Genomic DNA, 19,226 nt, shown 5'->3' on the forward strand with positions numbered 1-19,226 from the left:
CTCACGACTATGCGGTGTGGGGCGCTGCTTTATTTTTCAGGCGGAATCGGGGTATTCGTCAGGGGCGGTGAGCACCACGCGGGCGAGGGCGCCAGAACGTTGCGGTCGGTTGCAGAGGAAAAATTTTCCATCGTGCAACTGAGCAATGCGTGTCACGATACTTAGTCCGAGACCGATACCGCCATAGCGGCTATCCATGCGAACGAACGCCTTACTCAATTCACCGACCTTGCTTTCATCGATCCCCGGCCCTTCATCCTCAACCTGTAGTTCAAGATGTTGCCGCGTACTCAGGCTTACGGTGATCTGGCTGGCTTCCGTGCTATAGCGATAGGCGTTTTCTACCAGATTGCGTAGCAGTAGCTGGAGCAACGTCGCATCGCCGCGCAGCGTGATATCTTCTGGCGGCAATACCCATTTCAGCGTCTGCTGACGTTTTTGCAGCATCTCGGCCAGTTCATCCTGCATAGGAAAAATGACGTCTTTCAGGAACGCGACATTTTGGTGATGGCCCGCTGAAAACTCTTGCCCGACACGCGCAAGCAGCAAAAGTTGTTCCACCGTTTTCACCATTTTATCAATGCGTTTGATGAGTGAACTACAGTCAATCTGGTGTTGTTGCTGGTGCAGTTCGAGGTGCAGTCGAATACCGGATAGCGGGGTTCGTAATTCATGAGCGACATCCGCAGTAAATTGCCTGTCGCGTTTCAACGTTTCGTCCAGACGTTGAAAAAGCTGGTTGATGGTATGGGTGACAGCAGCGATTTCTTTAATGTCACTCTGCTGTGGCAGTGGCTCCAGGTTTTCCGCCGTGCGATCCTGCAATTCTTCCTGTAGACGGGAAAGCGGACGAGTGATCCAACTGACCGCCTGAAAGCACATGAGCAATGTCAGAATGACCATCACCAGACTTGGGATACTGAGCGAGGCGATCGCTTCATTGATCTCTTGATCGATCTGCATGTTCTGAGCGCTGGCGCTCAGGGATTTATCAACCAGCAGGCTGATTTGCTCTTCGCTTTCGTGCCAAAGCCAGAATACGCTGATCATCTGACAGACAAGCAGGATGCCGCCCAGCGCCAGCACCAAACGACGACGCATGCTGGTAACGGTGTCGGCATCGCTCTTCATGGCTGTTCACCTTTAGTCAGCAGATAGCCAAAACCTCGCAGGGTTCGGATGCGGTCTTTCCCTATCTTGTGACGCAGATTATGGATATGCACTTCCAGCGAATTGGAGGACGGGTCGTCGTTCCAGGCGTAGATATCCTGATGCAGGACCTCGCGATGTACCTGAGAACCGGCTTTCAACACCAGACGGGACAGGATCGCAAACTCTTTTGGCGTTAGCACCACTGGCTTGTCGTCCAGTAACACCTGTTGATTGTTTAAGTCCAACGTAATGTTGTCGACCTGTATTGTGCTGTTGCTTGAACCCTGATTGCGGCGAATCAGCGCGCGTACGCGCGCCTGTAATTCCGTCAGTGCGAAGGGCTTGGCAAGGTAATCGTCTGCGCCGACATCCAGCCCGCTGACGCGATCGTTTACCTTATCCCGCGCCGTTAAGATGAGTACGGGATGCTGGTAATGATTCTTACGCCAGCGTGAGAGCAGGGTGAGTCCGTCTTCATCCGGTAAGCCAAGATCGAGAATAACCAGACTGTAATGCGCGCTGCCGATGAGCGCGTCCGCTTCTTTGGCCGTGCCTGCACAATCGCAGGCATAACCTTCATGACTCAACGCCAATAATAATCCTTCCTGCAACAGCTTATCGTCTTCAACAATCAATAATTTCATGTTGCCTTGTCCCTGCACGGATGAAGGATATCAAGCTGAGGCTGATATTCTTTCGTGGCGATAGTAAACATCCCCAGTATGGTATGGAAAAGATTATCTTGCGAGTAATCCAGCTGCTTCGCGTTCTGGCGCAGACAGGAATCCTGAATACCTTGTTGCTGCTGATAACCCGTTGATAACCACATTAGCATTGGCACATGCGTTTGCTGCTTCGGCGCAATAGAGTAGGGCATGCTATGCAGGTAGATGCCGTTTTCCCCTAACGATTCGCCGTGGTCGGACAGGTAAACCAGCGACGTATTAAATTTATCCTGATGCTGTTTCAGTAAATTGATCGCTTTATCCACAACAAAATCGACATACAGGATCGTATTGTCATACGTGTTGGTCAGCGCTTCCTGCGTACAGGTCTGAATCTGATTGGTATCGCACGTTGGCGTAAATTTCTTAAAGGCATCAGGGTAGCGCTGGTAGTAGCTCGGGCCGTGGCTGCCTATCGTATGTAATACGATAATTCCGTCGTTATCGAGCTTATTGATGTAGTCTTCAACGCCGTGGAATAACGCTTCATCGTGGCATTCGCCGTTGATGCATAATCCCGGCAGTTTCAGCGATGTCACATCAACCGTTGGCACTCGTGTACAGGCATCTTTGCAGCCGCCATCATTTTCTTGCCAAAGTACGTTAACCTTTGCCCGTTGTAATATATCCAGCAGCCCTTCCTGATGGCTGGCTACATCGCCGTTAAAGCTTTGGCGCGGCATGTTGGAAAACATGCAGGGAACGGAAACGCCTGTTGATGTGCCACACGATGAGGTGTTTTCAAAATAAATCACATTGTCTTTTGCCAGCAGCGGATTTGTCTCTTTCCCGTAGCCACCCAGCGAAAAGTTTTGCGCTCGGGATGTCTCGCCAACCACCAGAATAACCAGATTCTTTTTTGCCGTCGGGGACGGTGGGGCCGCTTTGTGGGCATCCAGACCAATTTGCTCCAGAGGCAAGTTAGCCAGCACACTATGTTTATGGTAGGACAAGCTGGCCGCCACAATATTGCTGGGCGTAATTGCTTTTACCAACTCTTTGTTATTACGCATGAACGAGGCGTAATCTTTATAAAAGAATGCCGCGATAGATAAAATAGCGAATAACGAAATAATGATGCTAAGAAAGCGCATGCCAATATAGAGCGTTGTCGGCTTGGCGGGCTTTATTTTTATCCAGACGGCGAGTGCCGCAGGAATGACGCCAATAAAGAATACCCAGGCGACAAGCTGTGGCGTAAGCAGTGAAAAGGATTCGCCAGCTGTTGTCTCCAGGATATTCTGGATCATGGTTCGGTCAATGATAATGCCGTAGTTCAGCATAAAGTATTGCGCTGCGGCACCGGTCAGCAGAAAAAGAACAATGACGGCCTTACGCAGATAAGGTACTGCCAGAAGTGTGAAAATGATATTCAGCACCGCGAAAATCACAACGGGCATGCTGAGAAAGAAAGGGATAGCAACCCAGTCTGTCATGTCCAGCAGTTTCAGCGTTTGGCGGTAGTAGGCAATGTTCTGGACCAGAGTAATAAAGGCAGAAAATATCAGCACGAACGTGATGCTGCTCAGGTGTGGTCTGCCCATCGGTATTCGTTTTTTCATACACGTCTCTCGTGATTTCCATGATGGAGAGGAAAGAAGACGCTGACTCTAGCGGGATTAAATTAATGCAACCTTAAGAGGTAGCCCGTTAAATTCAGGGACGCGAGTGTGGACATTTGCTAGACTGTGTCCCCTGTCAATACAAAATAAATAGATGACGTTGAGGGTGGTGTCTGCCATGTCTAATTCGCTTGTATCTGGCGAATCTTATGAGCTTGATTTGCTGGATGAACGTCCTTTCAGTCAAACGGACTATGAGATCCTGAAATCGTATGAAGCGGTGGTTGATGGCTTGGCCATGTTAATTGGCGAGCATTGTGAGATTGTGTTGCACTCGCTTGAGGATCTTAAATGTTCCGCCGTGCGTATTGCGAATGGGGAACATACCGGCAGGAAGATTGGCTCGCCGATTACGGATCTTGCATTGCGCATGCTGCATGACATGGCAGGTGAAGATAGCAGCGTGTCGAAAGCCTATTTTACCCGCGCAAAAAGCGGCGTGTTGATGAAGTCAGTGACGATTGCCATTCGCAATCGCGATCAGCGCGTGATTGGGCTGCTGTGTATCAACATGAATTTGGATGTGCCTTTCTCCCAGATTGTGCAGACCTTTATTCCACCTGAAACGCATGATGCCGCCTCTTCTGTTAACTTTGCGTCATCCGTTGATGATCTCGTGGCACAAACGCTGGAATTTTCGATTGAGGAAGTCAATGCGGATCGCAATGTCTCCAATAATGCGAAAAATCGCCAAATCGTACTGAGCCTGTATGAGAAAGGCATCTTTGATATTAAAGACGCCATCAACCAGGTCGCCGAACGCCTCAATATCTCCAAACACACGGTCTACCTTTATATTCGTCAATTCAAAAGCGGCGACTTCAGCGGGCACGAACGTTAATGCTGAGTTACTGTTTGCTGGTGACCGGCCCGGCTTATGGCACACAGCAAGCGAGCAGCGCGTTGCAGTTTGCACAGGCGCTGTTAGCTGAAGGGCACAGACTGAAAAGCGTGTTCTTCTATCGCGAGGGCGTGCTAAATGCCAACCAGCTAACGTCACCCGCTAATGATGAGTTTGATCTTGTACGCGCCTGGCAGCAGTTGGGCGAAACGCATCAGGTGGCGCTGAATGTCTGTGTCGCTGCGGCATTACGCAGAGGTGTGACCGACGCGCAGCAAGCGACTCAGCTCAACCTTGCTGGCGCGAATCTGCAACCCGGCTTTGTTCTGAGCGGGCTGGGGGAACTGGCGCAATCGGTGCTGACCTGCGATCGGGTTATTCAGTTTTAAGGTAGCGTTATGAAGCGAGTCGCATTTGTTTTTACGCATTCTCCACATGGGAGCGCTTCCGGACGGGAAGGGCTGGATGCACTATTGGCGATGTCAGCCCTGACGGAAGAGATTGGCGTATTTTTTGTTGGTGATGGCGTACTGCAACTGCTGCCGCATCAACAGCCGGAAAAGATTTTGATGCGTAATTACATCGCAACGTTTGGCGTGCTGCCGTTATACGATATCGACGCTTGTTATCTGTGCGAGACTTCTGCGCGCCAGCGTGGGTTGAGTATAGGCACAGACTGGGTTTTGGATGTAGAGCTATTAGGGCCGCAAGCATGGCGCAGTAAGTTGGCCGATTATCATTCCATCCTTTCATTCTAGCGACGGATCTCCCCTTTATGCTGCATACGCTCTCACGTTCTCCTTATCACGTTGACCTGGATGCACTCTTGCGCAGCTTGGATCAGGGTGATGCGCTGGTCTTATTGCAAGACGGTGTTATCGCTGCGCTGGCTGGTGGAGATATTATTCAGCGTCTTCTTGATTCAGCGGTTCTTCTCTACGCGCTCCAGCCTGATACCGCGGCAAGAGGAATGACTGAACAAATTTCAAACAATGTGACACTCATTGACTATAATCAGTTTGTTCAACTGACAGTGGAGCACCCGCAGCAACTCGCGTGGTAACGCCGAATTTTTGTATATTTCTTGACTCCTTCCACTGCCAGCCCTAAAATTCTGCGTCCTCATACTTTGCCTTGCGCAAACATGAGGCGATTTATTACGTGTTTACGAAGCAAAACCCAGGAGCTTTTTGAATGGCAACGATTAACCAGCTGGTACGCAAACCACGCTCCCTGAAGGCTGCTAAAAGCAACGTTCCGGCGCTGGAAGCATGCCCGCAGAAACGTGGCGTATGTACCCGTGTATATACTACCACCCCTAAAAAACCGAACTCCGCACTGCGTAAAGTATGTCGTGTTCGTTTAACCAACGGTTTTGAAGTTACCTCCTATATTGGTGGTGAAGGTCATAACCTGCAGGAGCACTCCGTGATCCTGATCCGTGGCGGTCGTGTTAAAGACCTGCCAGGTGTGCGTTACCACACCGTTCGTGGCGCGCTGGACTGCTCAGGTGTTAAAGACCGTAAGCAATCCCGTTCCAAATACGGCGTGAAGAAGCCAAAGGCTTAATGGTTCTCCGTTAAGTAAGGCCAAACGTTTTAACTTAAATGTCAAACTAAACTCGTAGAGTTTTGGACAATCCTGAATTAACAACGGAGTATTTCCATGCCACGTCGTCGCGTCATTGGTCAACGTAAAATTCTGCCGGATCCTAAGTTCGGATCAGAACTGCTGGCCAAATTTGTAAACATCCTGATGGTAGATGGTAAAAAATCTACTGCAGAAGCAATCGTCTATACCGCGCTGGAGACCCTGGCTCAGCGTTCTGGTAAAGATCATCTGGAAGCTTTTGAAGTAGCTCTGGACAACGTTCGCCCGACTGTCGAAGTTAAGTCGCGCCGCGTTGGTGGTTCTACTTATCAGGTACCAGTAGAAGTCCGTCCGGTTCGTCGTAATGCGTTGGCAATGCGTTGGATCGTAGAAGCTGCTCGTAAACGCGGTGATAAATCTATGGCTCTGCGCCTGGCGAACGAACTTTCTGATGCAGCAGAAAACAAAGGTACTGCTGTTAAGAAACGTGAAGACGTTCACCGTATGGCCGAAGCTAACAAGGCGTTCGCTCACTACCGTTGGTAATCCCTTCGCTGTAGTCATGCTAACCAAGCGGGCGCTAAAAATAGCCAACCCGCTTGGGTTAACTAAATTGAACGCCCTAGTAAATAGAGGATACAAATGGCTCGTACAACACCCATCGCACGCTACCGTAATATCGGTATCAGTGCGCACATCGACGCCGGTAAAACCACTACTACCGAACGTATTCTGTTCTACACTGGTGTAAACCATAAAATCGGTGAAGTTCATGACGGCGCAGCTACCATGGACTGGATGGAGCAGGAGCAGGAGCGTGGTATTACTATCACTTCCGCAGCGACTACTGCATTCTGGTCTGGTATGGCTAAGCAGTATGAACCGCATCGCGTAAACATCATCGACACCCCGGGACACGTTGACTTCACTATCGAAGTAGAACGTTCCATGCGTGTACTTGATGGTGCGGTAATGGTTTACTGCGCAGTTGGTGGTGTTCAGCCGCAGTCTGAAACCGTATGGCGTCAGGCAAACAAATATAAAGTTCCACGCATTGCGTTCGTTAACAAAATGGACCGCATGGGTGCGAATTTCCTGAAAGTTGTTGGTCAGATCAAATCCCGTCTGGGCGCGAACCCTGTTCCGCTGCAGCTGGCAATTGGTGCTGAAGAAGGTTTCACCGGTGTTGTTGACCTGGTGAAAATGAAAGCCATCAACTGGAACGATGCCGATCAGGGTGTGACCTTCGAATACGAAGATATCCCAGCTGATATGCAGGAACTGGCTGAAGAATGGCACCAAAACCTGATCGAATCCGCAGCAGAAGCTTCTGAAGAGCTGATGGAGAAATACCTGGGTGGTGAAGAACTGACTGAAGAAGAGATCAAAAAAGCTCTGCGTCAGCGCGTTCTGAACAACGAAATCATCCTGGTAACCTGTGGTTCTGCATTTAAGAACAAAGGTGTTCAGGCGATGCTGGATGCAGTAGTTGACTACCTGCCATCCCCAGTTGACGTACCTGCGATCAATGGTCTTTTGGATGACGGTAAAGACACGCCGGCTGAGCGTCACGCGAGTGATGAAGAGCCGTTTGCTGCTCTGGCGTTCAAAATTGCTACCGACCCGTTTGTTGGTAACCTGACGTTCTTCCGCGTGTACTCTGGTGTAGTTAACTCCGGTGACACCGTACTGAACCCAGTTAAATCAGCACGTGAGCGTTTTGGTCGTATCGTTCAGATGCACGCTAACAAGCGTGAAGAGATCAAAGAAGTTCGTGCGGGCGATATCGCTGCTGCTATCGGTCTGAAAGATGTAACGACGGGTGACACTCTGTGTGATCCAGATAACGTCATCATTTTGGAACGTATGGAATTCCCAGAGCCGGTAATCTCCATCGCGGTAGAACCGAAAACCAAAGCTGACCAAGAAAAAATGGGTCTGGCATTGGGCCGTCTGGCTAAAGAAGACCCGTCTTTCCGCGTTTGGACTGACGAAGAATCTAACCAGACTATCATCGCTGGTATGGGTGAATTGCACCTCGATATCATCGTTGACCGTATGAAGCGTGAATTCAACGTTGAAGCGAACGTGGGTAAACCACAGGTTGCTTACCGTGAAGCGATTCGTGCGAAAGTTACCGATATCGAAGGTAAACACGCCAAGCAGTCTGGTGGTCGTGGTCAGTATGGTCATGTTGTTATCGACATGTACCCACTGGAGCCGGGCTCAAATCCGAAAGGTTACGAGTTCATCAACGACATCAAAGGTGGTGTAATTCCTGGTGAATACATACCTGCCGTTGATAAAGGTATTCAGGAACAGCTGAAAGCGGGTCCTCTGGCTGGTTACCCAGTGGTTGATCTCGGCGTGCGTCTGCACTTCGGTTCTTTCCATGACGTTGACTCCTCTGAACTGGCGTTTAAACTGGCTGCTTCTATCGCCTTTAAAGACGGCTTTAAGAAAGCAAAACCTGTTCTGCTTGAGCCGATCATGAAGGTTGAAGTTGAAACGCCGGAAGAGAACACTGGTGACGTCATCGGTGACCTTAGCCGTCGTCGTGGTATGCTGCGTGGTCAGGAATCTAACGTTACTGGCGTTGTGATTCACGCTGAAGTTCCGTTGTCTGAAATGTTCGGATACGCAACTCAACTGCGTTCTCTGACCAAAGGCCGTGCTTCTTACTCCATGGAGTTCCTGAAGTACGATGATGCGCCTAACAACGTTGCTCAGGCCGTAATTGAAGCCCGTGGTAAATAAGCCTCAGGGTTAAAACAAAATCCCGTGCTCTCTCCATAGGGGGAGAGCATTTGAGTAAGGAATATCGCCGTGTCTAAAGAAAAATTTGAACGTACAAAACCCCACGTTAACGTCGGTACTATCGGCCACGTTGACCATGGTAAAACGACTCTGACTGCTGCAATCACTACCGTTCTGGCTAAAACCTACGGTGGTAACGCGCGTGCATTCGACCAGATCGATAACGCACCAGAAGAAAAAGCACGTGGTATCACCATCAACACGTCTCACGTTGAGTACGATACCCCGTCTCGCCACTATGCGCACGTTGACTGCCCGGGACACGCCGACTATGTGAAAAACATGATCACCGGTGCTGCCCAGATGGACGGTGCGATCCTGGTTGTTGCTGCGACTGACGGCCCAATGCCTCAGACCCGTGAGCACATCCTGCTGGGTCGTCAGGTTGGCGTTCCTTTCATCATCGTGTTCCTGAACAAATGTGACATGGTTGATGACGAAGAGCTGCTGGAACTGGTTGAGATGGAAGTACGTGAGCTGCTGTCTCAGTACGACTTCCCAGGCGACGACACCCCAGTGGTTCGTGGTTCAGCTCTGAAAGCGCTGGAAGGCGAAGCTGAGTGGGAAGCAAAAATCATCGAACTGGCAGAGCACCTGGATTCTTATATCCCAGAACCAGAGCGTGCAATTGACAAGCCGTTCCTGCTGCCAATCGAAGACGTATTCTCCATCTCCGGTCGTGGTACCGTTGTTACCGGTCGTGTAGAGCGCGGTATCGTTAAAGTCGGTGAAGAAGTTGAAATCGTTGGTATCAAAGATACGGCGAAATCTACCTGTACTGGCGTAGAAATGTTCCGCAAACTGCTGGACGAAGGTCGTGCAGGCGAGAACGTTGGTGTTCTGCTGCGTGGTATCAAGCGTGAAGAAATCGAGCGTGGCCAGGTACTGGCTAAGCCGGGTTCAATCAAGCCGCACACTCAGTTCGAATCCGAAGTGTATATCCTGAGCAAAGATGAAGGCGGCCGTCATACTCCGTTCTTCAAAGGCTACCGTCCTCAGTTCTACTTCCGTACAACTGACGTAACGGGCACCATCGAACTGCCAGAAGGCGTAGAGATGGTAATGCCGGGCGACAACATCAAAATGGTTGTTACCCTGATCCACCCAATCGCGATGGACGACGGTTTGCGTTTCGCCATCCGTGAAGGCGGCCGTACAGTAGGCGCGGGCGTTGTTGCTAAAGTTATCGCTTAATCGCTGATAAACTTAATGCATGAAAAAGGCACTTCGGTGCCTTTTTTTACGTCCAAATGATTAGATGGAAATTGAAATAAAAATAATTCTTATTTAGAATAACTCAGTTGGTTAAAAAATCGCTAGGAGCGGTTTCAAATGCTGGTTGTAGTGTCCTGAAAGGTAGTGCGAAAGACACTCGCGATAATAATGAGTCATCCTGATATGTATGTGTGTTTGTGCAACGCAATTTCTGACAAAGTCATTCGTAATGCTGTTCGTCAGCACCAGCCTCAATCCATGCAGCAATTACGCAAGCTCGTCCCTATCGGGACAGATTGCGGTAAGTGTATTCGTCAGGCGCGTGTCATTTTTGAGGAAGAGCAGGCTAAAATTCCTGATATGTATGAAGTGGCATAAAATGTAGGGTTGTTTTTTTGACTCTCTGCTTACCGGTTCTACACTTTAAGAACTGGAGCGGAGGAGCATGTCATGAAAGGCGATAAAAAAGTCATCACACACCTGAATAAGTTATTGGGCAACGAGCTGGTAGCCATTAACCAATATTTCCTTCATGCCCGAATGTTTAAAAACTGGGGCTTAACCCGTCTTAACGATCACGAATATCATGAGTCTATTGACGAAATGAAACATGCTGATCGCTACATCGAACGAATCCTGTTTCTCGAAGGCATCCCGAATCTACAGGATTTGGGTAAGTTAAACATTGGCGAGGATGTCGAGGAGATCTTACGTTCTGATCTTCAACTTGAATTGGATGGCGCAAAGAATTTGCGTGAGGCAATTGCCTATGCTGATTCGGTGCATGACTACGTCAGTAGGGATCTAATGATAGAAATTCTTGCCGATGAAGAAGGGCACATCGACTGGCTGGAAACAGAATTAGACTTGATTTCACGTCTTGGCATACAAAACTATCTTCAAGCTCAGCTAAAAGCTGAGTAACTGATTATCATAGCCTGCTATGCAATTTATGCCCCAATTCGGCCGGACTGTGCACATTGCTCCGGCCGCGTTAAAATCATTTCGTCCTGCTTATTGCTTCCCCAGCCAATTTGCGTATAATGCGCGAGCTTACCGAAACTAGGTAAGCCTGATTCAATCCGAATCAGACGGCCAATATTCATTTATTGACCAAAACAATACTCCCGATATGGGGGTTATGTGCTGACGATTACACTCCCCCATCAATCGAAATGGGTGTGAGGAGTAATCATTTACGTTTATAAATAATTGGAGCTCTGGTCTCATGCAGAACCAAAGAATCCGTATCCGCCTGAAAGCGTTTGATCATCGTCTGATTGATCAATCAACTGCGGAAATCGTCGAGACTGCTAAGCGCACTGGTGCGCAAGTACGTGGTCCGATCCCGCTGCCGACCCGCAAAGAGCGCTTTACCGTTCTGATTTCTCCGCACGTCAATAAAGATGCGCGCGATCAGTACGAGATTCGCACTCACAAGCGTCTGGTTGACATCGTTGAGCCAACCGAGAAAACCGTTGATGCTCTGATGCGTCTGGATCTGGCTGCTGGTGTAGACGTGCAGATCAGCCTGGGTTAATCAGGTCATTGAGCGATTGAGAGGTTGAAACAATGATTGGTTTAGTCGGTAAAAAAGTGGGCATGACCCGTATCTTCACTGAAGATGGCGTATCTATCCCCGTAACCGTTATCGAAATTGAAGCAAACCGCGTAACTCAGGTTAAAGACCTGGCTAACGACGGTTACCGCGCTGTGCAAGTAACTACTGGTGCTAAAAAAGCAAACCGTGTTACTAAGCCAGAAGCAGGTCACTTTGCTAAAGCTGGCGTAGAAGCTGGCCGTACTCTGCGTGAATTCCGTCTTTCTGAAGGCGAAGAGTTCACTGTAGGTCAGAGCATCAGTGTCGAAATTTTCGCAGACGTTAAAAAAGTAGACGTTACTGGTACATCTAAAGGTAAAGGTTTTGCTGGCACAGTTAAGCGCTGGAATTTCCGTACTCAGGATGCTACTCACGGTAACTCCTTGTCCCACCGCGTTCCGGGTTCTATCGGTCAGAACCAGACTCCGGGCAAAGTGTTCAAAGGCAAGAAAATGGCAGGCCAGCTGGGTAACGAACGTGTAACCGTTCAGAGCCTGGACGTAGTGCGTGTTGACGCTGAGCGCAACCTGCTGCTGGTTAAAGGTGCTGTTCCGGGAGCTACCGGTAGCGACCTGATCGTTAAACCAGCTGTGAAGGCGTGAGGAGATAGCAATGGAATTAGTATTGAAAGACGCGCAAAGCGCGCTGACTGTTTCCGAAACTACCTTCGGTCGTGATTTCAACGAAGCGCTGGTACATCAGGTTGTTGTTGCTTATGCAGCAGGTGCCCGTCAAGGTACTCGCGCCCAGAAGACCCGTGCTGAAGTAACTGGTTCCGGTAAAAAACCTTGGCGTCAGAAAGGTACTGGCCGTGCGCGTTCTGGTTCTGCTAAGAGCCCGATCTGGCGTTCCGGTGGTGTAACCTTCGCTGCTAAGCCACAGGACCACAGTCAGAAAGTTAACAAAAAGATGTACCGCGGCGCGCTGAAAAGCATTCTGTCCGAACTGGTACGTCAAGATCGTCTGATCGTTGTCGAGACGTTCTCTGTAGAAGCACCGAAAACTAAGTTGCTGGCACAGAAACTGAAAGAAATGGCACTGGAAGACGTGTTGATCATCACCGGTGAACTGGATGAAAATCTGTTCCTGGCTGCGCGTAACCTGTACAAGGTTGACGTGCGTGATGCAGCAGGTATCGACCCAGTTAGCTTGATCGCCTTCGACAAAGTCGTTATGACTGCTGATGCAGTTAAGCAAGTTGAGGAGATGCTGGCATGATCCGTGAAGAACGTCTGCTGAAAGTACTGCGCGCGCCGCACGTATCTGAAAAAGCATCTACCGCGATGGAAAAAACTAACACCATCGTTCTCAAAGTTGCTAAAGACGCGACTAAAGCAGAGATCGTTGCTGCTGTAGAGAAACTGTTCGAAGTAGAAGTTAAAGACGTAAACACCCTAGTAGTTAAGGGTAAAGTTAAGCGTCACGGACAGCGTATTGGTCGTCGCAGCGACTGGAAAAAAGCTTACGTCACCCTGAAAGAAGGCCAGAATCTGGACTTCATCGGCGGCGCTGAGTAAGTCGGAGGAGAAAGACAATGGCAGTTGTTAAATGTAAACCGACATCTCCGGGTCGTCGCCACGTTGTTAAAGTGGTTAACCCTGAGCTGCACAAGGGCAAGCCTTATGCCCCGTTGCTGGAAAAGAACAGCAAATCCGGTGGCCGTAACAACAATGGCCGCATCACTACCCGTCACATCGGTGGTGGTCACAAACAGCAATATCGTCTGATTGACTTCAAACGCAATAAAGACGGTATTCCTGCGGTTGTTGAGCGTCTGGAGTATGATCCGAACCGTTCCGCGAATATCGCGCTGGTTCTGTACAAAGACGGCGAACGTCGTTATATCCTGGCGCCGAAAGGCCTGAAAGCCGGCGACCAGATTCAATCTGGCGTTGATGCTGCGATTAAAGCGGGTAACACCCTGCCGATGCGTAACATTCCAGTCGGTTCAACGGTTCATAACGTAGAAATGAAACCAGGTAAAGGCGGCCAATTGGCTCGTTCTGCTGGTGCTTACGTTCAGATCGTTGCTCGTGACGGTTCTTACGTTACCCTGCGTCTGCGTTCTGGCGAAATGCGTAAAGTCGAATCCGACTGCCGCGCTACGCTGGGCGAAGTTGGCAACGCTGAGCACATGCTTCGCGTTCTGGGTAAAGCTGGTGCTGCACGCTGGCGTGGTGTTCGTCCTACCGTTCGCGGTACGGCAATGAACCCAGTCGACCACCCACACGGTGGTGGTGAAGGTCGTAACTTTGGTAAGCACCCGGTTAGTCCGTGGGGCGTTCAGACCAAAGGTAAGAAGACCCGCAGCAATAAGCGTACTGATAAATTTATCGTACGTCGCCGTACTAAATAATCTTAGAGGATAAACCATGCCACGTTCTCTCAAGAAAGGTCCATTTATTGACCTGCACTTGCTGAAGAAGGTAGAGAAAGCGGTGGAAAGCGGAGACAAGAAGCCTTTGCGCACTTGGTCCCGTCGTTCAACGATCTTTCCAAATATGATCGGTTTGACCATCGCTGTCCATAATGGTCGTCAGCACGTTCCGGTGTTTGTTTCCGATGAAATGGTCGGTCACAAACTGGGTGAATTCGCGCCGACTCGTACTTATCGCGGCCATGCGGCCGACAAAAAGGCCAAGAAGCGCTAAGGTAGGAGGAAGAGATGGAAACTATCGCTAAACATTGCCACGCTCGTTCTTCTGCTCAAAAGGTTCGCCTGGTGGCAGACCTGATTCGCGGTAAGAAAGTGTCGCAAGCTCTGGAAGTTCTGACCTACACCAACAAGAAAGCTGCTGGTCTGGTTAAAAAAGTGCTGGAGTCTGCTATTGCTAACGCAGAACACAACGATGGCGCTGACATTGATGATCTGAAAGTCGCGAAAATCTTCGTTGACGAAGGCCCAAGCATGAAGCGCATTATGCCGCGTGCTAAAGGTCGTGCGGATCGCATCCTGAAGCGTACCAGCCACATTACTGTGGTTGTGTCCGATCGCTGAGACTCTGGAGACTAGCAATGGGTCAGAAAGTACATCCTAATGGTATTCGCCTGGGTATTGTCAAACCTTGGAACTCTACCTGGTATGCGAATACCAAAGAATTCGCTGACAACCTGGACAGCGATTTTAAAGTTCGTAAATACCTGACGAAGGAACTGGAGAAGGCTTCCGTTTCTCGTATCGTTATCGAACGTCCGGCAAAAAGCATTCGTGTGACTATTCACACTGCTCGCCCGGGTATCGTGATCGGTAAAAAAGGTGAAGATGTTGAAAAACTGCGCAAAGTCGTAGCGGATATCGCTGGCGTACCTGCACAGATCAATATCGCAGAAGTTCGTAAACCTGAACTGGACGCAAAACTGGTTGCTGACAGCATCACTTCTCAGCTGGAGCGTCGTGTGATGTTCCGTCGTGCTATGAAGCGTGCGGTACAGAACGCCATGCGTCTGGGCGCTAAAGGTATTAAAGTTGAAGTAAGTGGCCGTCTTGGCGGCGCTGAAATCGCGCGTACCGAATGGTACCGTGAAGGTCGTGTTCCATTGCATACACTGCGTGCGGATATCGACTACAACACCTCCGAAGCGCACACCACTTATGGTGTTATCGGTGTGAAAGTGTGGATCTTCAAAGGTGAGATCCTGGGTGGTATGGCTGCCGTTGAACAACCGGAAAAACCGGCTGCTCAACCTAAAAAGCAGCAGCGTAAAGGCCGCAAGTAAGGAGAGTCGCTGATGTTACAACCAAAGCGTACAAAATTCCGTAAGGTGCACAAGGGCCGCAACCGTGGTCTGGCGCAGGGTACGGATGTTAGCTTCGGCACTTTCGGTCTGAAAGCTGTTGGCCGCGGTCGCCTGACTGCTCGTCAAATCGAAGCTGCACGTCGTGCCATGACTCGTGCTGTTAAGCGTCAAGGTAAGATCTGGATCCGTGTATTCCCGGACAAACCGATCACCGAGAAACCGCTTGAAGTTCGTATGGGTAAAGGTAAAGGTAACGTGGAATATTGGGTTGCCTTGATTCAGCCAGGTAAAGTCCTGTACGAAATGGACGGTGTGCCGGAAGAGTTAGCCCGTGAGGCATTCCAACTGGCAGCAGCGAAACTGCCTATCAAAACCACCTTTGTAACTAAGACGGTGATGTAATGAAAGCAAATGAGCTGCGTGAAAAAAGCGTCGAAGAGCTGAACACTGAACTGCTCGGCCTGCTGCGCGAGCAATTTAACCTGCGTATGCAGGCTGCCAGTGGTCAGTTGCAACAGACTCACCTGGTAAAACAAGTGCGTCAGAATATTGCACGTGTTAAGACTTTACTGACTGAGAAGGCGGGTGCGTAATGACCGATAAAATCCGTACTCTGCAAGGTCGTGTTGTAAGCGACAAAATGGAGAAATCCATGGTTGTTGCTATCGAACGTTTTGTGAAACACCCGCTTTACGGTAAATTCATTAAGCGTACGACTAAGCTGCACGTACATGACGAGAACAATGAATGCGGTATCGGTGACGTGGTTGAAATCCGCGAATGCCGTCCGCTGTCCAAAAATAAGTCTTGGACACTTGTTCGCGTTGTAGAGAAAGCGATTCTGTAATAAAGTAGCGCTCTTCTCTTATGATAAACGGCTCTGCAAAGGGCCGTTTATTTTTTCTACCCATACCAAGGAAGCGGTGTTATAATGCTGCGCCCTCAATTATGGGGTATTTAATGGCCCGAAAGGGTCCTAGAGTAGTAGTTGACAAGCGGAGCACTAAAATGATCCAAGAACAGACTATGCTGAACGTGGCCGATAATTCCGGTGCACGTCGCGTAATGTGTATCAAGGTTCTAGGTGGCTCGCACCGTCGCTACGCAGGCGTCGGCGATATCATCAAAATTACCATCAAGGAAGCAATTCCTCGCGGTAAGGTGAAGAAAGGCGATGTTCTGAAGGCGGTAGTGGTGCGCACCAAGAAGGGTGTTCGTCGCCCGGACGGTTCTGTCATTCGCTTCGATGGCAATGCTTGCGTTATTTTAAACAATAACAGCGAACAGCCTATCGGTACGCGTATTTTTGGGCCGGTAACTCGTGAACTGCGTAATGAGAAGTTCATGAAAATTATCTCTCTGGCACCAGAAGTACTTTAAGGAGCGAATCATGGCAGCGAAAATCCGTCGTGATGACGAAGTTATTGTGCTAACCGGTAAAGATAAAGGTAAGCGCGGTAAAGTAAAAAATGTCCTGTCTGCTAGTAAGGTCATTGTTGAAGGTATTAACCTGGTTAAAAAACATCAGAAGCCGGTTCCGGCCCTGAACCAACCAGGTGGCATCGTTGAAAAAGAAGCTGCAATTCAAGTTTCTAACCTTGCAATCTTCAATGCGGCAACTGGTAAGGCTGACCGTGTAGGCTTTAGATTCGAAGACGGAAAAAAAGTCCGTTTCTTTAAATCTAATAGCGAAACTATCAAGTAATTTGGAGTAGTACGATGGCGAAACTGCATGATTACTACAAAGACGAAGTAGTTAAAAAACTCATGACTGAGTTTAACTACAATTCTGTCATGCAAGTCCCTCGGGTCGAGAAGATCACCCTGAATATGGGTGTTGGTGAAGCGATCGCTGACAAGAAACTGCTGGATAACGCAGCAGCTGATCTGGCAGCAATCTCCGGTCAAAAACCGTTGATCACCAAAGCACGCAAATCTGTTGCAGGCTTCAAAATCCGTCAGGGCTATCCGATCGGCTGTAAAGTAACTCTGCGTGGCGAACGCATGTGGGAGTTCCTTGAGCGTCTGATTTCCATTGCTGTACCGCGTATTCGTGACTTCCGTGGCTTGTCCGCTAAGTCATTCGATGGTCGTGGTAACTACAGCATGGGTGTGCGTGAGCAGATCATCTTCCCGGAAATCGACTACGATAAAGTCGATCGCGTTCGTGGTTTGGACATTACCATTACCACTACTGCGAAATCCGATGATGAAGGCCGTGCGCTGTTGGCCGCCTTTAACTTCCCATTCCGCAAGTAAGGTAGGGTTACTAATGGCTAAGCAATCCATGAAAGCACGCGAAGTTGTTCGTGTGAAACTGGCTGAAAAATACCGCGCTAAACGCGAGGAATTGAAAGCTATCATCTCTGGTGTGAACTCATCCGACGAAGATCGTTGGGATGCAGTTCTTAAGCTGCAGACTCTGCCGCGTGATTCCAGCCCGTCTCGTCAGCGTAACCGCTGCCGCCAAACTGGTCGTCCGCACGCTTTCCTGCGGAAGTTCGGGTTGAGCCGTATCAAGGTCCGTGAAGCCGCTATGCGCGGTGAAATTCCGGGTCTGAAAAAGGCTAGCTGGTAATTGTCACCAATTGAATCACGGGAGTAAAGACAGATGAGCATGCAAGATCCGATCGCGGATATGCTGACCCGTATCCGTAACGGTCAAGCCGCGAACAAAGTTGCGGTCACCATGCCTTCCTCCAAGCTGAAAGTGGCAATTGCCAACGTGCTGAAGGAAGAAGGTTACATTGAAGATTTCAAAATCGAAGGCGACACCAAGCCAGTTCTGGAATTAGAACTTAAATATTTCCAGGGCAAGGCAGTGGTAGAAAGCATTCAGCGAGTAAGCCGTCCAGGCCTGCGCATCTATAAAAGAAAAGATGAGCTGCCAAAAGTTATGGCCGGTTTGGGTATCGCAGTTGTTTCTACCTCTAAAGGTGTTATGACTGATCGTGCAGCTCGCCAGGCTGGTCTTGGTGGCGAGATTATCTGCTACGTAGCTTAATCGGGAGGAAAAATGTCTCGTGTTGCAAAAGCACCCGTCGTCATTCCTGCCGGCGTAGAGGTAAAACTCAACGGTCAGGATGTTTCGATTAAGGGTAAAAACGGCGAGCTGAGTCGTAAGATCCACGATGCTGTTGAAGTGAAACAAGCTGACAACGCTCTGACTTTCGCTCCGCGCGAAGGTTTTGTTGACGGATGGGCCCAAGCTGGTACCACTCGTGCTCTGTTGAACGCAATGGTTATCGGTGTTACCGAAGGCTTCACTAAGAAGCTGCAACTGGTTGGTGTTGGTTACCGTGCTGCTGTTAAAGGCAATGTGGTTAACCTGTCTCTCGGGTTTTCTCACCCAGTAGAGCATGCACTGCCGGCAGGTATTACTGCAGAATGCCCAAGCCAAACTGAAATCGTACTGAAAGGTGCTGATAAGCAGGTTATTGGTCAGGTTGCTGCGGAATTACGCGCCTACCGTCGTCCTGAGCCTTATAAAGGCAAGGGTGTCCGTTACGCCGACGAAGTCGTGCGTACCAAAGAGGCTAAGAAGAAGTAAGGTAACACTATGGATAAGAAAGCAGCTCGTATCCGTCGTGCGACCCGCGCACGCCGCAAGCTCCAGGAACTGGGTGCGACGCGTCTGGTGGTACATCGTACTCCACGCCATATTTATGCGCAGGTCATTGCACCGAACGGTTCTGAAGTCCTGGTAGCCGCTTCTACTGTAGAAAAAGCTATCGCTGAACAACTGAAGTCTACCGGTAATAAAGACGCAGCAAGTGCAATAGGTAAAGCTATTGCAGAACGCGCGTTAGAAAAAGGCATCAAAGATGTCTCTTTCGACCGTTCCGGTTTCCAATATCATGGTCGAGTCCAAGCACTGGCAGATGCTGCCCGTGAAGCTGGCCTTCAGTTCTAAGGTAGAGGTGTAA

The 19,226-nt window shown here is 49.5% G+C and carries 31 protein-coding genes; 28 read left to right on the plus strand and 3 right to left on the minus strand.

Annotation, left to right across the window (positions count from 1 at the left end):
- Positions 1–36: 36 nt before the first annotated feature.
- Genes pmrB through eptA form a run of 3 tightly spaced genes read right to left on the minus strand, consistent with a single transcriptional unit; the run spans position 37 to position 3,439 of the window.
- On the minus strand, positions 37–1,131 hold the full coding sequence (gene pmrB, locus MYB54_RS01950; protein WP_205594807.1) for a two-component system sensor histidine kinase PmrB: 1,095 nt from the start codon (positions 1,129–1,131) through the stop codon (positions 37–39).
- A complete protein-coding gene (pmrA, locus tag MYB54_RS01955) occupies positions 1,128–1,796 on the minus strand; it encodes a two-component system response regulator PmrA (RefSeq protein ID WP_039549937.1) in 669 nt (222 codons plus the stop codon). Before pmrA ends, pmrB begins: the two co-directional genes overlap by 4 nt.
- Positions 1,793–3,439 carry a phosphoethanolamine transferase EptA gene (gene eptA, locus MYB54_RS01960; protein WP_043901919.1) on the minus strand — a complete coding sequence of 549 codons (1,647 nt, stop codon included), beginning with the start codon at positions 3,437–3,439 and terminating at the stop codon, positions 1,793–1,795. The genes pmrA and eptA overlap by 4 nt, the downstream gene beginning before the upstream one ends.
- A gap of 178 nt (positions 3,440–3,617) precedes the next feature.
- Between eptA and MYB54_RS01965 the strand changes: the two genes are divergently transcribed.
- From MYB54_RS01965 to rplR, 28 genes are all read left to right on the plus strand, one after another.
- A complete protein-coding gene (locus MYB54_RS01965; protein ID WP_010296984.1) occupies positions 3,618–4,340 on the plus strand; it encodes a helix-turn-helix transcriptional regulator in 723 nt (240 codons plus the stop codon).
- Positions 4,340–4,729 (plus strand): sulfurtransferase complex subunit TusD, encoded by a 390-nt coding sequence (gene tusD / locus MYB54_RS01970; RefSeq protein ID WP_010277471.1) that lies wholly within the window; start codon positions 4,340–4,342, stop codon positions 4,727–4,729. The genes MYB54_RS01965 and tusD overlap by 1 nt, the downstream gene beginning before the upstream one ends.
- A 9-nt stretch (positions 4,730–4,738) precedes the next feature.
- Positions 4,739–5,098, plus strand: coding sequence for a sulfurtransferase complex subunit TusC (gene tusC, locus MYB54_RS01975; RefSeq protein WP_014916817.1), 360 nt, complete (start codon positions 4,739–4,741; stop codon positions 5,096–5,098).
- A 17-nt stretch (positions 5,099–5,115) separates the two neighbouring features.
- Positions 5,116–5,403 (plus strand): sulfurtransferase complex subunit TusB, encoded by a 288-nt coding sequence (tusB, locus tag MYB54_RS01980; RefSeq protein ID WP_010296976.1) that lies wholly within the window; start codon positions 5,116–5,118, stop codon positions 5,401–5,403.
- A gap of 131 nt (positions 5,404–5,534) precedes the next feature.
- Positions 5,535–5,909 (plus strand): 30S ribosomal protein S12, encoded by a 375-nt coding sequence (gene rpsL, locus MYB54_RS01985; RefSeq protein WP_005969567.1) that lies wholly within the window; start codon positions 5,535–5,537, stop codon positions 5,907–5,909.
- Between the two features lie 96 nt (positions 5,910–6,005).
- Complete coding sequence (gene rpsG / locus MYB54_RS01990; RefSeq protein ID WP_009111198.1) at positions 6,006–6,476, plus strand: 30S ribosomal protein S7; 471 nt, start codon at positions 6,006–6,008, stop codon at positions 6,474–6,476.
- Positions 6,477–6,572: 96 nt separating this feature from the next.
- On the plus strand, positions 6,573–8,687 hold the full coding sequence (fusA, locus tag MYB54_RS01995) for an elongation factor G (RefSeq protein ID WP_014916816.1): 2,115 nt from the start codon (positions 6,573–6,575) through the stop codon (positions 8,685–8,687).
- A gap of 69 nt (positions 8,688–8,756) precedes the next feature.
- Entirely contained in the window at positions 8,757–9,941 is a 1,185-nt protein-coding gene (gene tuf / locus MYB54_RS02000; protein WP_014913795.1) for an elongation factor Tu, read from the plus strand.
- A gap of 204 nt (positions 9,942–10,145) precedes the next feature.
- Complete coding sequence (bfd, locus tag MYB54_RS02005) at positions 10,146–10,340, plus strand: bacterioferritin-associated ferredoxin (RefSeq protein ID WP_005970281.1); 195 nt, start codon at positions 10,146–10,148, stop codon at positions 10,338–10,340.
- 72 nt (positions 10,341–10,412) lie between these two features.
- Positions 10,413–10,886: a bacterioferritin gene (bfr, locus tag MYB54_RS02010; RefSeq protein WP_010286186.1), complete on the plus strand. Its 474-nt coding sequence runs from the start codon at positions 10,413–10,415 to the stop codon at positions 10,884–10,886.
- 304 nt (positions 10,887–11,190) lie between these two features.
- On the plus strand, positions 11,191–11,502 hold the full coding sequence (rpsJ, locus tag MYB54_RS02015) for a 30S ribosomal protein S10 (protein WP_001181005.1): 312 nt from the start codon (positions 11,191–11,193) through the stop codon (positions 11,500–11,502).
- A 32-nt stretch (positions 11,503–11,534) separates the two neighbouring features.
- Positions 11,535–12,164 carry a 50S ribosomal protein L3 gene (rplC, locus tag MYB54_RS02020; protein WP_010304941.1) on the plus strand — a complete coding sequence of 210 codons (630 nt, stop codon included), beginning with the start codon at positions 11,535–11,537 and terminating at the stop codon, positions 12,162–12,164.
- A 10-nt stretch (positions 12,165–12,174) separates the two neighbouring features.
- Positions 12,175–12,780 carry a 50S ribosomal protein L4 gene (gene rplD / locus MYB54_RS02025; protein WP_010286181.1) on the plus strand — a complete coding sequence of 202 codons (606 nt, stop codon included), beginning with the start codon at positions 12,175–12,177 and terminating at the stop codon, positions 12,778–12,780.
- Entirely contained in the window at positions 12,777–13,079 is a 303-nt protein-coding gene (gene rplW, locus MYB54_RS02030; RefSeq protein ID WP_005970277.1) for a 50S ribosomal protein L23, read from the plus strand. The genes rplD and rplW overlap by 4 nt, the downstream gene beginning before the upstream one ends.
- A gap of 17 nt (positions 13,080–13,096) precedes the next feature.
- Entirely contained in the window at positions 13,097–13,918 is an 822-nt protein-coding gene (gene rplB, locus MYB54_RS02035) for a 50S ribosomal protein L2 (RefSeq protein ID WP_010286179.1), read from the plus strand.
- A gap of 16 nt (positions 13,919–13,934) precedes the next feature.
- Positions 13,935–14,213, plus strand: coding sequence for a 30S ribosomal protein S19 (gene rpsS, locus MYB54_RS02040; RefSeq protein ID WP_004929772.1), 279 nt, complete (start codon positions 13,935–13,937; stop codon positions 14,211–14,213).
- 14 nt (positions 14,214–14,227) lie between these two features.
- A complete protein-coding gene (rplV, locus tag MYB54_RS02045; protein ID WP_005970275.1) occupies positions 14,228–14,560 on the plus strand; it encodes a 50S ribosomal protein L22 in 333 nt (110 codons plus the stop codon).
- A 17-nt stretch (positions 14,561–14,577) separates the two neighbouring features.
- Positions 14,578–15,279 (plus strand): 30S ribosomal protein S3, encoded by a 702-nt coding sequence (gene rpsC / locus MYB54_RS02050; protein ID WP_005970274.1) that lies wholly within the window; start codon positions 14,578–14,580, stop codon positions 15,277–15,279.
- 12 nt (positions 15,280–15,291) lie between these two features.
- Positions 15,292–15,702 (plus strand): 50S ribosomal protein L16, encoded by a 411-nt coding sequence (gene rplP, locus MYB54_RS02055; protein WP_005970273.1) that lies wholly within the window; start codon positions 15,292–15,294, stop codon positions 15,700–15,702.
- Positions 15,702–15,893 carry a 50S ribosomal protein L29 gene (rpmC, locus tag MYB54_RS02060; RefSeq protein ID WP_014916814.1) on the plus strand — a complete coding sequence of 64 codons (192 nt, stop codon included), beginning with the start codon at positions 15,702–15,704 and terminating at the stop codon, positions 15,891–15,893. The genes rplP and rpmC overlap by 1 nt, the downstream gene beginning before the upstream one ends.
- Positions 15,893–16,147, plus strand: coding sequence for a 30S ribosomal protein S17 (rpsQ, locus tag MYB54_RS02065; RefSeq protein WP_010286161.1), 255 nt, complete (start codon positions 15,893–15,895; stop codon positions 16,145–16,147). Before rpmC ends, rpsQ begins: the two co-directional genes overlap by 1 nt.
- 161 nt (positions 16,148–16,308) lie before the next feature.
- On the plus strand, positions 16,309–16,680 hold the full coding sequence (gene rplN / locus MYB54_RS02070; protein ID WP_000613954.1) for a 50S ribosomal protein L14: 372 nt from the start codon (positions 16,309–16,311) through the stop codon (positions 16,678–16,680).
- Between the two features lie 10 nt (positions 16,681–16,690).
- Entirely contained in the window at positions 16,691–17,005 is a 315-nt protein-coding gene (rplX, locus tag MYB54_RS02075; protein ID WP_005970267.1) for a 50S ribosomal protein L24, read from the plus strand.
- Positions 17,006–17,019: 14 nt separating this feature from the next.
- On the plus strand, positions 17,020–17,559 hold the full coding sequence (gene rplE, locus MYB54_RS02080; RefSeq protein ID WP_005970265.1) for a 50S ribosomal protein L5: 540 nt from the start codon (positions 17,020–17,022) through the stop codon (positions 17,557–17,559).
- A 13-nt stretch (positions 17,560–17,572) separates the two neighbouring features.
- A complete protein-coding gene (gene rpsN / locus MYB54_RS02085; RefSeq protein WP_010286114.1) occupies positions 17,573–17,878 on the plus strand; it encodes a 30S ribosomal protein S14 in 306 nt (101 codons plus the stop codon).
- Between the two features lie 33 nt (positions 17,879–17,911).
- A complete protein-coding gene (gene rpsH / locus MYB54_RS02090; RefSeq protein WP_005970261.1) occupies positions 17,912–18,304 on the plus strand; it encodes a 30S ribosomal protein S8 in 393 nt (130 codons plus the stop codon).
- A 12-nt stretch (positions 18,305–18,316) separates the two neighbouring features.
- Positions 18,317–18,850 (plus strand): 50S ribosomal protein L6, encoded by a 534-nt coding sequence (gene rplF, locus MYB54_RS02095; RefSeq protein ID WP_005970259.1) that lies wholly within the window; start codon positions 18,317–18,319, stop codon positions 18,848–18,850.
- 9 nt (positions 18,851–18,859) lie between these two features.
- The gene (gene rplR, locus MYB54_RS02100) at positions 18,860–19,213 is read left to right on the plus strand and encodes a 50S ribosomal protein L18 (RefSeq protein WP_010286111.1); all 354 of its coding nucleotides are present in this window, start codon (positions 18,860–18,862) and stop codon (positions 19,211–19,213) included.
- Positions 19,214–19,226 lie beyond the last annotated feature (13 nt).

The organism is Pectobacterium nicotianae (assembly GCF_023272715.1).
GTDB classification, from domain to species: Bacteria; Pseudomonadota; Gammaproteobacteria; order Enterobacterales; family Enterobacteriaceae; genus Pectobacterium; species Pectobacterium brasiliense.

Bases quoted from the DNA above. Each gene is read 5' to 3' on its own strand.
- bfd (WP_005970281.1), top strand. From the start codon at position 10,146: ATGTATGTGTGTTTGTGCAACGCAATTTCTGACAAAGTCATTCGTAAT.
- rplE (WP_005970265.1), top strand. From the start codon at position 17,020: ATGGCGAAACTGCATGATTACTACAAAGACGAAGTAGTTAAAAAACTC.
- rplN (WP_000613954.1), top strand. From the start codon at position 16,309: ATGATCCAAGAACAGACTATGCTGAACGTGGCCGATAATTCCGGTGCA.
- rpsG (WP_009111198.1), top strand. From the start codon at position 6,006: ATGCCACGTCGTCGCGTCATTGGTCAACGTAAAATTCTGCCGGATCCT.
- rpsQ (WP_010286161.1), top strand. From the start codon at position 15,893: ATGACCGATAAAATCCGTACTCTGCAAGGTCGTGTTGTAAGCGACAAA.
- rplC (WP_010304941.1), top strand. From the start codon at position 11,535: ATGATTGGTTTAGTCGGTAAAAAAGTGGGCATGACCCGTATCTTCACT.
- eptA (WP_043901919.1), bottom strand. From the start codon at position 3,439: ATGAAAAAACGAATACCGATGGGCAGACCACACCTGAGCAGCATCACG.
- rpsC (WP_005970274.1), top strand. From the start codon at position 14,578: ATGGGTCAGAAAGTACATCCTAATGGTATTCGCCTGGGTATTGTCAAA.
- rplD (WP_010286181.1), top strand. From the start codon at position 12,175: ATGGAATTAGTATTGAAAGACGCGCAAAGCGCGCTGACTGTTTCCGAA.
- pmrB (WP_205594807.1), bottom strand. From the start codon at position 1,131: ATGAAGAGCGATGCCGACACCGTTACCAGCATGCGTCGTCGTTTGGTG.
- rplX (WP_005970267.1), top strand. From the start codon at position 16,691: ATGGCAGCGAAAATCCGTCGTGATGACGAAGTTATTGTGCTAACCGGT.
- rpsN (WP_010286114.1), top strand. From the start codon at position 17,573: ATGGCTAAGCAATCCATGAAAGCACGCGAAGTTGTTCGTGTGAAACTG.
- rpmC (WP_014916814.1), top strand. From the start codon at position 15,702: ATGAAAGCAAATGAGCTGCGTGAAAAAAGCGTCGAAGAGCTGAACACT.
- MYB54_RS01965 (WP_010296984.1), top strand. From the start codon at position 3,618: ATGTCTAATTCGCTTGTATCTGGCGAATCTTATGAGCTTGATTTGCTG.
- bfr (WP_010286186.1), top strand. From the start codon at position 10,413: ATGAAAGGCGATAAAAAAGTCATCACACACCTGAATAAGTTATTGGGC.
- fusA (WP_014916816.1), top strand. From the start codon at position 6,573: ATGGCTCGTACAACACCCATCGCACGCTACCGTAATATCGGTATCAGT.
- rplV (WP_005970275.1), top strand. From the start codon at position 14,228: ATGGAAACTATCGCTAAACATTGCCACGCTCGTTCTTCTGCTCAAAAG.
- tusB (WP_010296976.1), top strand. From the start codon at position 5,116: ATGCTGCATACGCTCTCACGTTCTCCTTATCACGTTGACCTGGATGCA.
- rplR (WP_010286111.1), top strand. From the start codon at position 18,860: ATGGATAAGAAAGCAGCTCGTATCCGTCGTGCGACCCGCGCACGCCGC.
- rpsJ (WP_001181005.1), top strand. From the start codon at position 11,191: ATGCAGAACCAAAGAATCCGTATCCGCCTGAAAGCGTTTGATCATCGT.
- rplP (WP_005970273.1), top strand. From the start codon at position 15,292: ATGTTACAACCAAAGCGTACAAAATTCCGTAAGGTGCACAAGGGCCGC.
- rpsL (WP_005969567.1), top strand. From the start codon at position 5,535: ATGGCAACGATTAACCAGCTGGTACGCAAACCACGCTCCCTGAAGGCT.
- rpsH (WP_005970261.1), top strand. From the start codon at position 17,912: ATGAGCATGCAAGATCCGATCGCGGATATGCTGACCCGTATCCGTAAC.
- tusD (WP_010277471.1), top strand. From the start codon at position 4,340: ATGCTGAGTTACTGTTTGCTGGTGACCGGCCCGGCTTATGGCACACAG.
- rplW (WP_005970277.1), top strand. From the start codon at position 12,777: ATGATCCGTGAAGAACGTCTGCTGAAAGTACTGCGCGCGCCGCACGTA.
- rplF (WP_005970259.1), top strand. From the start codon at position 18,317: ATGTCTCGTGTTGCAAAAGCACCCGTCGTCATTCCTGCCGGCGTAGAG.
- tusC (WP_014916817.1), top strand. From the start codon at position 4,739: ATGAAGCGAGTCGCATTTGTTTTTACGCATTCTCCACATGGGAGCGCT.
- rplB (WP_010286179.1), top strand. From the start codon at position 13,097: ATGGCAGTTGTTAAATGTAAACCGACATCTCCGGGTCGTCGCCACGTT.
- pmrA (WP_039549937.1), bottom strand. From the start codon at position 1,796: ATGAAATTATTGATTGTTGAAGACGATAAGCTGTTGCAGGAAGGATTA.
- rpsS (WP_004929772.1), top strand. From the start codon at position 13,935: ATGCCACGTTCTCTCAAGAAAGGTCCATTTATTGACCTGCACTTGCTG.